10 protein-coding genes and 2 tRNA genes are annotated in these 12,617 nt (G+C 63.4%); 9 read left to right on the top strand and 3 right to left on the bottom strand.

Annotation, left to right across the window (positions count from 1 at the left end):
- Positions 1-45 precede the first annotated feature (45 nt).
- Complete coding sequence (phhA, locus tag ACLBXN_RS12270; RefSeq protein ID WP_447612303.1) at positions 46-930, top strand: phenylalanine 4-monooxygenase; 885 nt, start codon at positions 46-48, stop codon at positions 928-930.
- Positions 931-1,171: 241 nt separating this feature from the next.
- Positions 1,172-3,619 carry a DUF3772 domain-containing protein gene (locus ACLBXN_RS12265; RefSeq protein WP_447612302.1) on the top strand — a complete coding sequence of 816 codons (2,448 nt, stop codon included), beginning with the start codon at positions 1,172-1,174 and terminating at the stop codon, positions 3,617-3,619.
- On the opposite strand, the gene ACLBXN_RS12260 is transcribed toward ACLBXN_RS12265, so the two are convergent.
- Complete coding sequence (locus ACLBXN_RS12260) at positions 3,559-4,554, bottom strand: esterase/lipase family protein (protein WP_447612301.1); 996 nt, start codon at positions 4,552-4,554, stop codon at positions 3,559-3,561. The two genes, ACLBXN_RS12265 and ACLBXN_RS12260, sit on opposite strands and share 61 nt — an antisense overlap.
- Before the next feature lie 184 nt (positions 4,555-4,738).
- Here ACLBXN_RS12260 and ACLBXN_RS12255 point away from each other — a divergent pair, with 184 nt between their 5' ends.
- From ACLBXN_RS12255 to ACLBXN_RS12235, 5 genes are all read left to right on the top strand, one after another.
- Complete coding sequence (locus ACLBXN_RS12255; RefSeq protein ID WP_447612300.1) at positions 4,739-6,448, top strand: AMP-binding protein; 1,710 nt, start codon at positions 4,739-4,741, stop codon at positions 6,446-6,448.
- A 66-nt stretch (positions 6,449-6,514) separates the two neighbouring features.
- A tRNA-Val gene (locus tag ACLBXN_RS12250) sits at positions 6,515-6,589 on the top strand.
- 6 nt (positions 6,590-6,595) lie between these two features.
- Positions 6,596-6,670, top strand: a tRNA-Val gene (locus ACLBXN_RS12245).
- Positions 6,671-6,829: 159 nt separating this feature from the next.
- Complete coding sequence (locus ACLBXN_RS12240; protein ID WP_447612299.1) at positions 6,830-7,282, top strand: bacteriohemerythrin; 453 nt, start codon at positions 6,830-6,832, stop codon at positions 7,280-7,282.
- Positions 7,283-7,376: 94 nt separating this feature from the next.
- Positions 7,377-8,339, top strand: a complete 963-nt coding sequence (locus ACLBXN_RS12235) for an MBL fold metallo-hydrolase (RefSeq protein WP_447612298.1) — start codon at positions 7,377-7,379, stop codon at positions 8,337-8,339.
- A 7-nt stretch (positions 8,340-8,346) separates the two neighbouring features.
- On the opposite strand, the gene ACLBXN_RS12230 is transcribed toward ACLBXN_RS12235, so the two are convergent.
- Both ACLBXN_RS12230 and ACLBXN_RS12225 read right to left on the bottom strand, forming a co-directional pair.
- Entirely contained in the window at positions 8,347-8,622 is a 276-nt protein-coding gene (locus ACLBXN_RS12230) for a DUF2798 domain-containing protein (RefSeq protein ID WP_447612297.1), read from the bottom strand.
- A complete protein-coding gene (locus ACLBXN_RS12225) occupies positions 8,615-9,415 on the bottom strand; it encodes a siderophore-interacting protein (protein ID WP_447612296.1) in 801 nt (266 codons plus the stop codon). Before ACLBXN_RS12225 ends, ACLBXN_RS12230 begins: the two co-directional genes overlap by 8 nt.
- Positions 9,416-9,482: 67 nt before the next feature.
- Here ACLBXN_RS12225 and ACLBXN_RS12220 point away from each other — a divergent pair, with 67 nt between their 5' ends.
- Both ACLBXN_RS12220 and ACLBXN_RS12215 read left to right on the top strand, forming a co-directional pair.
- Positions 9,483-9,926: a MarR family winged helix-turn-helix transcriptional regulator gene (locus ACLBXN_RS12220; RefSeq protein WP_043007802.1), complete on the top strand. Its 444-nt coding sequence runs from the start codon at positions 9,483-9,485 to the stop codon at positions 9,924-9,926.
- 338 nt (positions 9,927-10,264) lie between these two features.
- Positions 10,265-12,580 (top strand): catecholate siderophore receptor Fiu, encoded by a 2,316-nt coding sequence (locus ACLBXN_RS12215; protein ID WP_447612295.1) that lies wholly within the window; start codon positions 10,265-10,267, stop codon positions 12,578-12,580.
- The last annotated feature ends 37 nt before the right edge of the window (positions 12,581-12,617 follow it).

The raw sequence follows: 12,617 nt of genomic DNA, 5'->3' as shown, positions 1-12,617 counted from the left end.
GCTCCGGCCACAGCCTTCGCGACCCCTTATCTCAGGGAGTGCCTCATGAACAACATCCAGAGCAGCACCGCCAAGACCGGCAGCACAGGTGCGGCGCCCGTCGTCTATGGCCAGTCCGATCGACCGCCACGCGGCGACTACACACGGGCCCATGCCGACTACACCTGCACACAGGACTATGCCGCCTATACCGAGGCCGAGCATGACACCTACCACCGGCTCTACGAGCGTCAATCCGCGCTACTGCCGGGCCGCGCAAGCCAGCATTTCATCGATGCCCTGCCCTCGCTGGGCGCCAAGGAGCGCATTCCGCGCTTCGAGGAAGTCAACGAGCGACTATTCAAGGCCACGGGATGGGAGATCGTGGGCGTTCCGGGCCTGATTCCGGAGGTGCCGTTCTTTTCGCTGCTGGCCCAGCGCAAATTCCCGGTCACCGACTGGATACGCAAGCCCGAGGAGTTCGAATACATCGTCGAGCCCGACATCTTTCACGACCTCTTCGGCCATGTGCCGCTGCTGTTCAACCCCGTCATGGCCGACTTCATCCAGGCCTACGGTCAGGGCGGCCTCAAGGCGGCCGAGCTCGGCGTCTGCGAGATGCTGTCGCGCCTGTACTGGTACACGGTGGAATTCGGCCTGATCCGCGAGAACGGCGGCGTGCGCGCCTATGGCGCCGGCATCCTCAGCTCCGTGGGCGAGCTGGAGTACAGCGTCAACAGCCCGCAGCCGCATCGTCTGCCGCTGCAGCTGGAGCGCACCATGCGCACGCTCTACAAGATCGACACCTATCAGCAGACCTATTTCGTAATCGACGACATGCCCCATCTGCTGAACCTGGCCGATACCGACTTTGCGCCGCTGTACGAGCAACTGCGCCAGCTGCCCACCATTGGCGCCAAGGAACTGCTGCCCGGCGAACAGCTGATTTAGTCAGCGGATGTATACCGGCACGGGCCCCGGCAAGCGCGAGTCCATGCGCCGAATTTTTTGATGAAAATTCGGCTCCACCCCTTTTCAGCAAAGCGCATGCAGCTCCATTTCCGATAGCAATCGATGCTGAATATCCGGGCTGCAAGCCCTGTTTGGCCCGGCTGCGCCCTGAAACCCTGCCCGCTGCATTGCACCTATAGTGAGCGCCAGAGGCAAACTGCCGCCCACTCACTTCTTCACAATGCATTACCGCTGCAACCAACTGCTGCGCTGGCTTTTAGCGCTCCAACTTTGCATAGGTCTGGCCGTCGCGGCCGAACTGCCTGCCAACGGCGATATCCAGACCACCTCCATCGCCCAGATTCAACAGGCATCGACCACGCTGGACAAGGTACGCCAGTCGCTGGACGATGCCGACACCTCCGAAACGCTGCAGGCCCTGTCCGAAAAAGCCCTGCAGTCCAAACGCGATGCCGACAACGCCGTCACGGCGCTGGAGCCGCTGCTCAAACAGATCGATGCCCGCATTGCCCAGTTGGGGCCGGTGGCCGAAGGCAGCGAGGAATCGCCGGAGCTGAGTCTGCAACGTAAGGATCTGGCCCAACAGCACAGCGAGCTGGACTCCGCGCTCAAGCGCGGCAAGCTGCTGTCCATGGAGGCCAAGCAGACCACGGACAGCATCGAGAAAATCCGCACCCAGCAGTTCAACGCGCAGATCGCCCGCAAGGTGGCGTCCCCGCTGTCACCTTCGTTGTGGAAGCAGTTTGCCGAGCATCTGCCGACCGATCTGCAACGCATTGCGGCCCTGACACGCCAGGGCCGCACCAGCTTTAACGCCGCCATTGCCGAACATGGCTGGTCGGCCACGCTGACCGGCATTGCCCTGGCTCTGTTCGTGATGTTTCCGCTACGCATCGGCCTGCGCTATGCGGGCCGCAAATTTGCGGCCTCCGACCACGCCCCCAACGGACGGCTGCGCCGCACGGGTCTGGCCGTCTGGATGCTGGTGGTGGGCACGGCACTGCCCGGCCTGGCCAGCCTGGTGTTCATCGAGAGCCTGCGCTCCATAGACGCGATTGCGCCGCGTCTGCAAACCGTGGCCGACGCCTGGATTCAATCCTCATTTGTCGCGGCTTTTTTCCTCTCCGTCAGCGCCAGCCTGCTGGTGCCCAAGCGCCCCACCTGGCGACTGCTCAATATCGACGACATCGCCGCCCCGGCGCTCACACGCTTTGCCTGGGGAGCCGCCGGCCTGACCTGGTTCTCCATGATGCTCAACGCGGTGGACATAGCCGCGCGCACCAGCGCCGTCAGCAGCGTGGCCCTGGACGGACTGATTGCACTGATCTATGCCGTGCTCATCATGTCGGTGCTGGTGGTCATCAACAAGCAACGCAAGCGCCAGCAGCAGGCCGAACGCGAAAAAGCCGCCCACCATGGCGACGACTACCGCCCTGCGGCAACCAGCCGCTGGCTGATGCTGGCCTGGCTGGGCGGACATCTGACGGTGCTGGCCGCATTGATCGCGGCGCTGATCGGCTATCTGAACTTTTCGGTCTTCGCGGCCACGCAGATGGTCTGGATCACGGTGGTGGTTCTGGCCACCTCGCTGCTGATGAAGTTTGCCGACGACCTCTTTACCTGGCTGTGCTCAAGCGATAGCCGTATCGGCCAGGGCTTCGCTGCCGGCACGGGGCTCAAGCAATCGCGCCTGGAGCAGGTCGGCGTTCTGCTGTCGGCCTTCACGCGTGTCTGCCTGCTGCTGCTGGGGCTGATGGCGCTGATCGCACCCTTCGGCAACTCCAGCAGCCTGATCGTGCTGGCCGATACGCTGACCAACGGCCTGCCCGTGGGCGACTCCTTCCTGCGCCCCATGACCATCTTGCGCGGCCTGCTGGTGCTGGTGGCGGGGCTGACGCTGTTTGGCGCCTTGCAGCACTGGCTGGTGGAGACCTTTCTGCCCAAGACCGAACTGGACATAGGCGCACGCAACTCCATCAGCACCGTGGCCCGCTACACGGGCATTCTGCTGTCCGGCCTGTGGACGCTCGCAGCGCTGGGTATTGGCTTTGAAAAAGTGGCTCTGCTGGCCAGCGCCCTGTCCGTCGGCATCGGCTTTGGTCTGCAGGCCATCACGCAGAACTTTGTCTCCGGCCTGATTCTGCTGGCCGAGCGCCCCGTGAAGCTGGGCGACCGCGTGCGCATCGGCGATCAGGTCGGCGATATCCGCCGCATCAGCGTGCGCGCCACCGAGATCCAGACCGATGACAAATCCACCGTCATCGTGCCCAACTCGGAGTTCATCACCAAGTCCGTGCAGAACCTGACCATGGACGGTGCGCTGGGCCGCATCTCAATCGCGTTCTCGGTACCGCTGAACACCGATATCGTCAAGCTGCGCGAGGTGCTGCTGGGCCTGTATGCCGAGCATGAGGCCGTGCTGAGCACCCCCGCTCCGTCCATGTATGTGGACTCCATCAACGGCAGCGTGGTCAACATCACCAGCTTCGGCCATGTCTCCAGCTCGCGCAATGTCTACAGCACGCGCAGCGACCTGCTGTTCGGCCTGCTGCAGCGCTGCGCCGAGCAGAAGATCGCCCTGGTCTCCGCCACCGACATCCACCTGATTCAGGACCCGCAGGCGCGTGCCCCGGCATCGGATGCGGAGACACCTGCCTCGGCAGCCTGATAGCGCCCTTGCGATCGCCCCTGCAGCTGCTCCCGCAGCTGCAGGCAGTGCTGCCACACCCGCTGGTCAAACAGCAGCTGCATATGCGCTGCATCGTCGACCTGATGACACTGCGCATTCGGCAGGAGCGCCAGATCGGGAGGAAAGACGATGTTGTCGCTGCTGCTGCACCAGCAGCTGAATGGCACGTCCTGGGGCGGCGGCCCCAGCCGCTGCAACCAATCGCTGCCCTCGCGCATGTCCATGGCCGGCAGGCGCCGCGCAAACCGCGCCAGCCAGGCGCCGCCATGCGGCGTGGCCACCGTGACCACATGGGCTGCATAACGCGCACGCTCATCGGCATCGAGGCGCTTGAGCCAGGCTCGCACCACCAGGCCGCCCATGCTGTGCGCGACCAGAAGCGGCGCGCGATGCGTGTGCTGGACGATCTCCTTCACGCATCTGTCGAGGTCGTCCACCATGGCATCGACAGGACTGCCATGCGCGGGCTCCAGCGTCATGGCCATGCAGGGAATTCCGCGTGCCTTGAGCGCGCGCAGCCAGACGGCCCACACGCCACGGTTGCAAAAATAGCCGTGCACCAGCACCACGCCCACCCGCCCTTGCACCTCCCTGCCCTCGCCATCCTCAGGCACTCCATCGGGCTCGGCATGTTCGCCAAAGGGAATCTGCCAGCCGAACAGCCGCCAGGCCCAGCGCCACTCCGACAGCCAGGCCCGCAACGCGACCATGGCAGGCGGTAGCGGCACGCCCCGACTGCGCAGTACCGCCCGCATCATCAGCATCTGCGTGCCCAGTTGCAGCCCGGCTCCGCCCGCAATCAGCATCGCGCCCAGCAGGGCCACGGCAGCTGAGCGCGGCCACCAATAACTGCACCAGAGCAGCAGTGCCAGCCAGCTGCCCATCACCACACAGCGCCAGAACCAGGTATTCAAAGCGGCACCTCCTCATGCGCAGCGTAGCAAGCATGCCGGTCAACGCCTAGGACAAGCCCCCGTAGACCCTGGCAGACCGCATCCGCAGAATCAGCCGCAGCGCAGGTTTTGCATGCTGGCCCCTTTGTTCAACCCGCCGCCCGCGTCCCTGGACGACGAGCGGCTTCTGCAAGGTAACTCTTCTATGGACGCTGCCGCCCCCTGGTTCAAGAACTATCCACCCAATGTGCCGCACGATGTGCAGCCCGAGCAGTACCGCTCGCTGGTGCACCTGCTCGAAGAAGCCTTCACCCAGCATGCAGAGCGTCCGTTTTCGGTCTGCATGGACCGCTGGATGAGCTATGCCGAGCTGGACAGGTTCTCCGCACAGATGGGGGCCTGGCTGCAGAGCCTGGGCCTGGAGCCAGGGGCGCGCGTGGCCATCATGCTGCCCAATGTGCCGCAGTTCGCGGTCACCATGGCCGGCGTGTTACGTGCGGGCTTTACCTGTGTCAACGTCAACCCGCTCTACACCGCGCGCGAGCTCGAGCATCAGCTCAAGGACTCGGGCGCCACGGCCATCATCATTCTGGAGAACTTTGCCCGCACCCTGGCCCAGGTGCTGGAGCGCAGCCATATCCGCCATATCTGCCTGACCAGCATGGGCGATCTGCTCGGCGGTCTGTATGGCAGCTGGATCACTTTTGCCGTACGCCATCTGGCCAAGATGGTGCCGGCCTTCGATCTGCCCCTTGGCGCGGCTCCTGGCAGCACCGGCCCGCAGCGCCAGGTCACGCTGTTCAGCAAGGCCCTGGCAGAGGGCGCCGGGCGCAAGCTCGTTGCCAGCACGGCCACGCTGGACTCGGTGGCCTTTTTGCAATACACAGGCGGCACCACGGGCCTGTCCAAGGGCGCGGTGCTGACCCATCGCAACATCGTTGCCGCCACGCTGCAGGCTCATACCTGGTTCACCCCTGCGCTGGAAGGCCGGGTCAAGGCCAACGAAACCCATATCGTCGCGGCCTTGCCGCTCTATCACATCTTCGCGCTCACCGTGAGCCTGTTCGCCATGCGACTGGGCGGCAGCCTGAGCCTGATCCCCAATCCGCGCGATATCCCGAAATTCGTCAAGGTGCTCAAGAAGCGCCCCTTCCACGTGCTGCCGGCCGTGAACACCTTGTTCAACGCGCTGCTCCACAACCCCGAGTTCCGCCAGCTCGATTTCTCCCAGCTGTTCATCTCCCAGGCTGGCGGCATGGCCGCCTCCGAAGGCACGGCACGTCAGTGGCAGCAGACCACGGGCTGCGCCATGATCGAAGGCTGGGGCATGAGCGAGACCTGTGCCATCGGCACGAACAATCCGGTGACCAACAAGGAGTTCACCGGCACCATCGGCCTGCCGCTGCCAAGCATTTCGGTCGCCATCAAGGACGATGAAGGCCACAACCTGCCCAACGGCCAGGCGGGCGAGCTGTGCATCAAGGGCCCCAACGTCATGCAGGGCTACTACAACCAGCCGGCAGAAACCGCCAAGGCCTTCACGGCCGACGGCTATATGCGCACCGGCGATATCGGCGTTCTGGACGACGAGGGATACACCCGCATCATCGACCGCAAAAAGGACATGATGGTGGTCAGCGGCTTCAACGTCTATCCGAACGAGCTGGAAAACGTCATCTCCATGTGCCCCGGAGTGCTCGAATGCGCCGCCGTGGGCGTCAAGGACGACCAGCAGGGCGAATCCATCAAGGTCTATGTGGTGCGCAGCGACCCCTCGCTGACGGAAGAGCGTGTCATGCGCTACTGCCAGGAGCAGCTGACGGGCTACAAGCGACCACGCCATATCGAATTCCGCGACGAACTGCCCAAGACCAATGTGGGCAAGATCCTGCGACGCGAACTGCGCTCGAACTGACTTTTTTCAGAAAATTTACGAGTTTTCCCGAAGGCCGCCAAAGTTGCTGCTAGAATTGCGGTCTTCGGGTGATTAGCTCAGCGGTAGAGCACTGCCTTCACACGGCAGGGGTCACATGTTCGATCCATGTATCACCCACCAGTTAAAGCGCGATTAGCTCAGCGGTAGAGCACTGCCTTCACACGGCAGGGGTCACATGTTCGATCCATGTATCGCGCACCAGACAAAGCCTCTTGAATTTCGGTTCAAGAGGCTTTTTCTTTGCCCGCACGGCAGACCGCCCCCTCTTTTTGGAGGATGCCTACCCACCGATACGGCTTGCATAATGGTCTTCAGAGACAAGCTGCGCACACTCCGAAGCATTCACAAGAAGACATTGCCATGAGCCACACCGCCACCCTGGTCTGGGGAGACCATCTGCTCATGGGCAACGGGCCCATGGACGAGCTGCACGAGGAATTCGTCGAGCTGATTGCCCTGCTGCAAACTGCCGAAGACAGCGAGCTGCCCGGCCTGCTGCAAGCCATGGAAAGCCATCTGCAGCACCACTTTGCCGAAGAAGACCAGTGGATGCTGAGCACCGGTTTCCCGCCGCGCGACTGCCATATCGACGAACATGCGGCCGTGCTCAAGTCCGTGGCAGAAGTCCGCGTCAAGCTCGCCGAAGGCAATGTCGCGCTCTGCCGCGATCTGACCCGGGCCCTGGTGGACTGGTTCCCGGGCCATGCCACGCATCTTGATTCGGCCCTGGCGCACTGGCTGTCCAAGCAGCGCTTTGGCGGCAAGCCCGTGGTGATTCGCCGCAACATCCTGTCTTCGGCCGAATCGCACTGAACTGCACTGAGCAGCTCGCCCGCGCGACAGTTGCGCGATGAGCGGTCTGCTAGGCTTGTGCAAAACACAAAGCACCGCACAGGAGACCAGTCCGATGAATGCATCCCCGGCAATGCATGTCCCACTGCCGCCCGGCATGACCGTGCTGGAGCGCGGCTGGCTGTCGGCCAACAACGTCGTCTTTGCCGCGCAGGCCGGCGATGCCGAAGGTGCTGCCGTCATCGATACCGGCTATGTCGCGCATGGCGCGCAAACCCTGGCGCTGATCGAAAGCACGCTGGCCAGTCAGCCGCTGGCGCGCATTCTCAACACCCATCTGCATAGCGACCATTGCGGCGGCAATGCCGCACTGCAGCAAGCTTATCCACAGGTGCAGACCTTTATCGCACCGGGCCAGGCCGAGCAGGTGCGCAACTGGGACGAAGCCGCTCTCAGCTATGCCCCCACGGGCCAGGAATGTCCGCGCTTTGCCATCACGGGCCTGCTGCAGCCCGGCAGCACGGTGCGCCTGTCGGGACGTGACTGGCAGATCCATGCAGCCCCAGGCCATGATCCGCATTCGGTGATTCTGTTCGAGCCCGACAGCCGCATCCTGATCTCTGCCGATGCGTTGTGGGAGAACGGCTTTGGCGTGGTCTTCCCCGAAATCGAAGGCATTGCCGCCTTTGACGAGGTCGCCGCGACCCTGGACGTGATCGAGCGCCTGGAGCCCCGCCTTGTCGTGCCCGGACACGGTGGTTTGTTTGGCGATGTGCAGACAGCTCTGGGCATTGCCCGCAAGCGGCTGGCCGGCTTTGTCCAGGCGCCGCAACGCCATGCCAGCTATGCCGCCAAGGTGCTGCTCAAATACAAGCTGCTGGAGTGGCAAAGCATCAGGGTGCAGGAGCTGCAGAACTGGGTTCATGCCACTCCCTATTTCGGCACTCTGCACCAGAGCTACTTTGGCGCGCAGACGGCACAGCAATGGCTGGACAGCCTGATCGAGAGCCTTGTGGCCAGCGGCGCAGCCGAGCTGCGGCGCGATGCGGCCGGTACTCCCGTCCTGCTCAATCAGTGAGGAACGCTCAGTGCTGCACGGTGGCGGCAACCAGCCGCATGACCAGCGGACGCACCAGCACCACGCAAGCAAAGGCCGAGGGCATGGCCAGCGCATAGGCCTTGAGCACTCGCCATCCATAGCCAGCCCCCAGGCCGCCGTTGGCCGCCACGATGATGCTGCACATGAAGAACGCCATGATCAGCGCCATGTAGAAGGCAAACACCAGGGGTGTGTAGCGCTTGTGCAGCTTGCGACGCGGTATTGCAGTGAGTCGTGAAGGCGGGCTTGTCTCTTCAGTCATTCGCGCTCAGTTCCTCGTGGTGAGCAGCCTCGCCCTGCTTCCAGTAGGAAGCAATCCGCATGCGCTTGGGATTGGCTTCGGGCTTGGCCAGAATGCGCTTGCGCAGATCGGCCATGGCACGATTCTCGCCCGCCGCCCAGACAAAGCCCTCGCCCTCCGGCAGCTCCAGCGCATCGACGGCAGCGGCCAGGGACTCCACCCATTGCAGATCCAGCTGCGCGGCACTGCTCCAGCGGCGCTGGTCTGCCGGGTTGCCGATCTGCACCCGCACGATGGCGCGGCTGCCGGCCGGCAGTTCCGCCAGACGGCGCTCCATCGCGGGCATGGCGCTTTCATCGCCCAGCAGCACATGCCATTCCAGATCGGCGGGCACGACCAGGCTGCCGCGCGGGCCGGCCAGACCCAGCCACTGACCGATGGGGGCTGTGCGCGCCCATTCCACGGCGGGGCCCGAGCCATGCTCGGCGAACTCCAGCTGCAGCGTGTTGCGGGCGGCGTCGTAGTTCAGCGGCGTGTAGTCGCGCATGGTGGGGCGCTCGCCGTCGATATGCGGGCGACCGTCGACCATCTGCGGCAGATTGGGCCTGTCCATCCCGGCCTGGGGCAGGATGAGCTTGGTGTGGTCGTCAAAGCCCGCGCTGACAAAGCCTGCCAGCTCGGGGCCGCCCACGGTCAGGCGGATAAAGCCTGGGCTGAGCTGCTCGCGTGCCAGCAACTGCACATGGCGCGAGCTGAATTCGTGGCGTACACGCTGCATGATGGACACTGTCTCGGTGTTGGACATGATTTTCATTAAGTTGATAAAGTCCACGAAATATCCATTAATAAGTTGACTAAGTCAACAAACAACCTTTCCCACCATGAGTTCATCCATTGCCGCCGATGTGTTCGAGGTGCTGCACGATCTGCTGCACCTGTTTCGGGCGCGCCTGCTTGAGTCGCTTGAAGCGGTGCAACCGGGTCTGACCTTCAACGAATTCCGCATCCTCATGCACACCGGCCGCCACCCCGGCATCACGCAAAAGGAACTGGTCGAGCACAGCCACACCGACAAGGCCCAGATGGCGCGCACCCTGGCCCAGTTGCAGGACAAGGGCTGGCTGGAGCGCTCGGCCAGCGAAGCCGACAAGCGCGTGCGCTGCCTGCAGCTCAGCGCCCGGGGACAGCAGCTGTTCGACCAGCTCAGGCACCGGCGCGAGCAGATAGCCACCGAGCTGCTCAGCGACTTTCCCGAAGCCCAGCAGGGCGTGCTGCACGGGCTGCTGCTGCAGGCCAGGGACAGCGCGCAGGCTACGCGACCGTAAAGACTCTTAAAAAAGAAGCAGCCAGCGCATGCTGCTAGATGATTTCAATGGCCTGGCACCTTGAAATGCATGTAGGAAAGGCGGTAGCCGCTCTCATATCCGAAGTGAAGCGAGTGCCCGCCTATCCCGACCATGTTGCTGTGCAACAACGCCAGACATGATTCTCCGTAAACTTTCGCAAAGTTATATTAAGAATCATTATCATTCGCTGCATTCGTACCCGAGTACGCTTTAGCCAGCCAGGACTTCGCCGGACGCCACCCGCGTCTGCGCTCGCATCACAAGTGCAGACAGCCCGTACCAGCCAGCCAACGGTCTTCACTTCCAGTCCTTTCAACATGGCTCAATCCAACATCTATATCCAAAGCCGCAAGCATTCCGCGGGCCGCTTGCCTTCCTCCGCCGGTCTGGTCGCCTGCGCCACCGTGCTGGCCGGTGCCACCCTGGCAATGCCAGCAATGGCCCAGACTGCAGAAACCGCACTCAAGGAAGTCAAGGTGGAAGGCAATGCCGACACCGGCTATACGCCCGGCCAGCTGTCTTCGCCCAAGTTCACCCAGCCGCTGGTCAACACCACGCAGACCGTCAACGTCATCAAGGAGCAGCTGCTGCAGGAGCAAGGCGCCACCACGCTGACAGAAGCGCTGCGCAATGTGCCCGGCGCCGGCACCTTCTACGCAGGCGAGAACGGCAACACCAGCACGGGCGACGCCGTCTATATGCGTGGCTTCGACAGCTCCAGCAGCATCTACGTGGACGGCGTGCGCGACATCGGCTCGATCTCGCGCGATATGTTCAACATCGATCAGGTCGAAGTCACCAAGGGCCCGGCCGGCACCGACTACGGCCGCAGCGCCCCCACGGGTGCCATCAATCTGGTGAGCAAGCAGGCCAATCTGAACAACAGCTTCGGCGGCTCGCTGGGCCTGGGTTCGGCAAGCTACAAGCGTGCCAGCATCGACCTGAATCGCGTCGTCAATGCCGAGACCGGCACGGCCGTACGCCTGAACGCCATGGCGCAGGACGCCAATGTGGCGGGCCGCAACGGCATCGAGAACAACCGCTGGGGTATTGCGCCCTCGTTTGCCTTCGGCCTGAACTCGCCCACCCGCGTGTTCGTGAACCTGCTGCACATCAAGCAGAGCAATGTGCCCGACGGCGGCGTGCTGACCATGGGCCTGCCTGGCTACACCTCGCCGGACCCCGCCAAGCGCGGCTATCTGAGCGGCGCGGCGCGCGTCAACAGCAAGAACTTCTACGGCACGGCCTCGGATCACGACGATGTGACGGCCACCATGGCCACGCTGAAGGTGGAGCATGATTTCTCCGCCACCACCAAGCTGCGCAACACCACGCGCTGGGGCGAGACCAAGCAGGACTATCTGCTGACCGCCTTCATGGCCGGCAGCACCCAGCTGGTCACGCCCAATGCCAACGATCCGTCCACCTGGACCATGTCGCGCAACATCAACACCAAGGATCAGGTCAACCGTATCCTGACCAACCAGACCAATCTGAGCACCAGCCTTGCCACCGGCAGCGTGCAGCATGATCTGAGCCTGGGCCTGGAGCTGACGCGTGAGGAACAGACCAACTACGGCCTGGCCACCAAGGGCACGGTGCCCGCAGTCAGCGTCTACAACCCGGACTCCAGCATCTCGCTGCCCGACTACCAGCGCAACGGCGCCGACAGCAAGGGCAAGACCGACACCGTGGCGCTGTATGCCTTCGACACGCTGAAGTTCAACGACCAGTGGCAGGCCAATCTGGGCCTGCGTCTGGACCGCTACAAGACCTCGTACAACGCCATGGCGGTCTGCACGGCCACCTCGACCACCCAGCCCTGCGGCAGCAACCCCGTGGGCACCGTGGTGCCCACCACGTCGGACGGCCTGAGCAAATCCGGCACCTTGCTGAGCTGGAAGGCCGGCGTGCTCTACAAGCCCGCCCCCAATGGCAGCGTCTATCTGAACTACGCGCTCTCGCAGCAGCCACCGGGCGGCAGCAACTTTGCGCTGTCGGCCGCAGTGAACAATGCCGCCAACCCCAATATGGACCCGCAGAAGGCCAAGACGCTGGAACTGGGCAGCAAATGGGAGCTGGCGGAAAAGAACCTGATGCTCAGCGGCGCGCTGTTCCGTACCGAGGTGACCAATGAAATCGTCACCAACTCCGACGGCACCGTGGGCCAGACCGGCAAGAAGATCGTGCAGGGTCTGGAACTTGGCGTGATCGGCCAGATCAGCAAGGCCTGGGGCGTGAGCGCGGGCTACACCGTGCAGAACACCAAGGTCGACACCGGCGCACTGGTGGCAGCCGACGCCAGCAACGGCCTGACCTATACGCCCAAGAATGCCTTCAGCCTGTGGAGCACCTACCAGCTGCCCTTCGGCCTGACGGTCGGCGGCGGCGCGCGCTATGCGGGCGGCCTCAAGCGCGGCACCGACGGCGCCGTGGGCACGCCCAACCACACGGACTCCTACTGGGTGTTCGATGCCATGGCCAGCTACCGCGTGAACAAGAATCTGGACATCCAGCTCAATGTCTTCAATCTGTTCGACAAGGACTATGTGGCGGCCATCAACAAGAGCGGCTACCGCTACTTCCCCGGTATTGCACGCTCGGCCCGTCTGACGGCAAACTTCAAGTTCTGATTGGAACTTCTCCCCCTGAGGCGCTGGCGCGCCTAGG

Source organism: Comamonas sp. C24C (assembly GCF_053345995.1).
This window is presented reverse-complemented; position numbering and strand designations above follow the sequence as displayed.

Excerpts from the sequence above, each read along its gene's own strand:
- ACLBXN_RS12230 (WP_447612297.1), bottom strand. The coding sequence starts at position 8,622 with ATGACTGAAGAGACAAGCCCGCCTTCACGACTCACTGCAATACCGCGT.
- phhA (WP_447612303.1), top strand. The coding sequence starts at position 46 with ATGAACAACATCCAGAGCAGCACCGCCAAGACCGGCAGCACAGGTGCG.
- ACLBXN_RS12235 (WP_447612298.1), top strand. The coding sequence starts at position 7,377 with ATGAATGCATCCCCGGCAATGCATGTCCCACTGCCGCCCGGCATGACC.
- ACLBXN_RS12265 (WP_447612302.1), top strand. The coding sequence starts at position 1,172 with ATGCATTACCGCTGCAACCAACTGCTGCGCTGGCTTTTAGCGCTCCAA.
- ACLBXN_RS12220 (WP_043007802.1), top strand. The coding sequence starts at position 9,483 with ATGAGTTCATCCATTGCCGCCGATGTGTTCGAGGTGCTGCACGATCTG.
- ACLBXN_RS12255 (WP_447612300.1), top strand. The coding sequence starts at position 4,739 with ATGGACGCTGCCGCCCCCTGGTTCAAGAACTATCCACCCAATGTGCCG.
- ACLBXN_RS12240 (WP_447612299.1), top strand. The coding sequence starts at position 6,830 with ATGAGCCACACCGCCACCCTGGTCTGGGGAGACCATCTGCTCATGGGC.
- ACLBXN_RS12215 (WP_447612295.1), top strand. The coding sequence starts at position 10,265 with ATGGCTCAATCCAACATCTATATCCAAAGCCGCAAGCATTCCGCGGGC.
- ACLBXN_RS12225 (WP_447612296.1), bottom strand. The coding sequence starts at position 9,415 with ATGAAAATCATGTCCAACACCGAGACAGTGTCCATCATGCAGCGTGTA.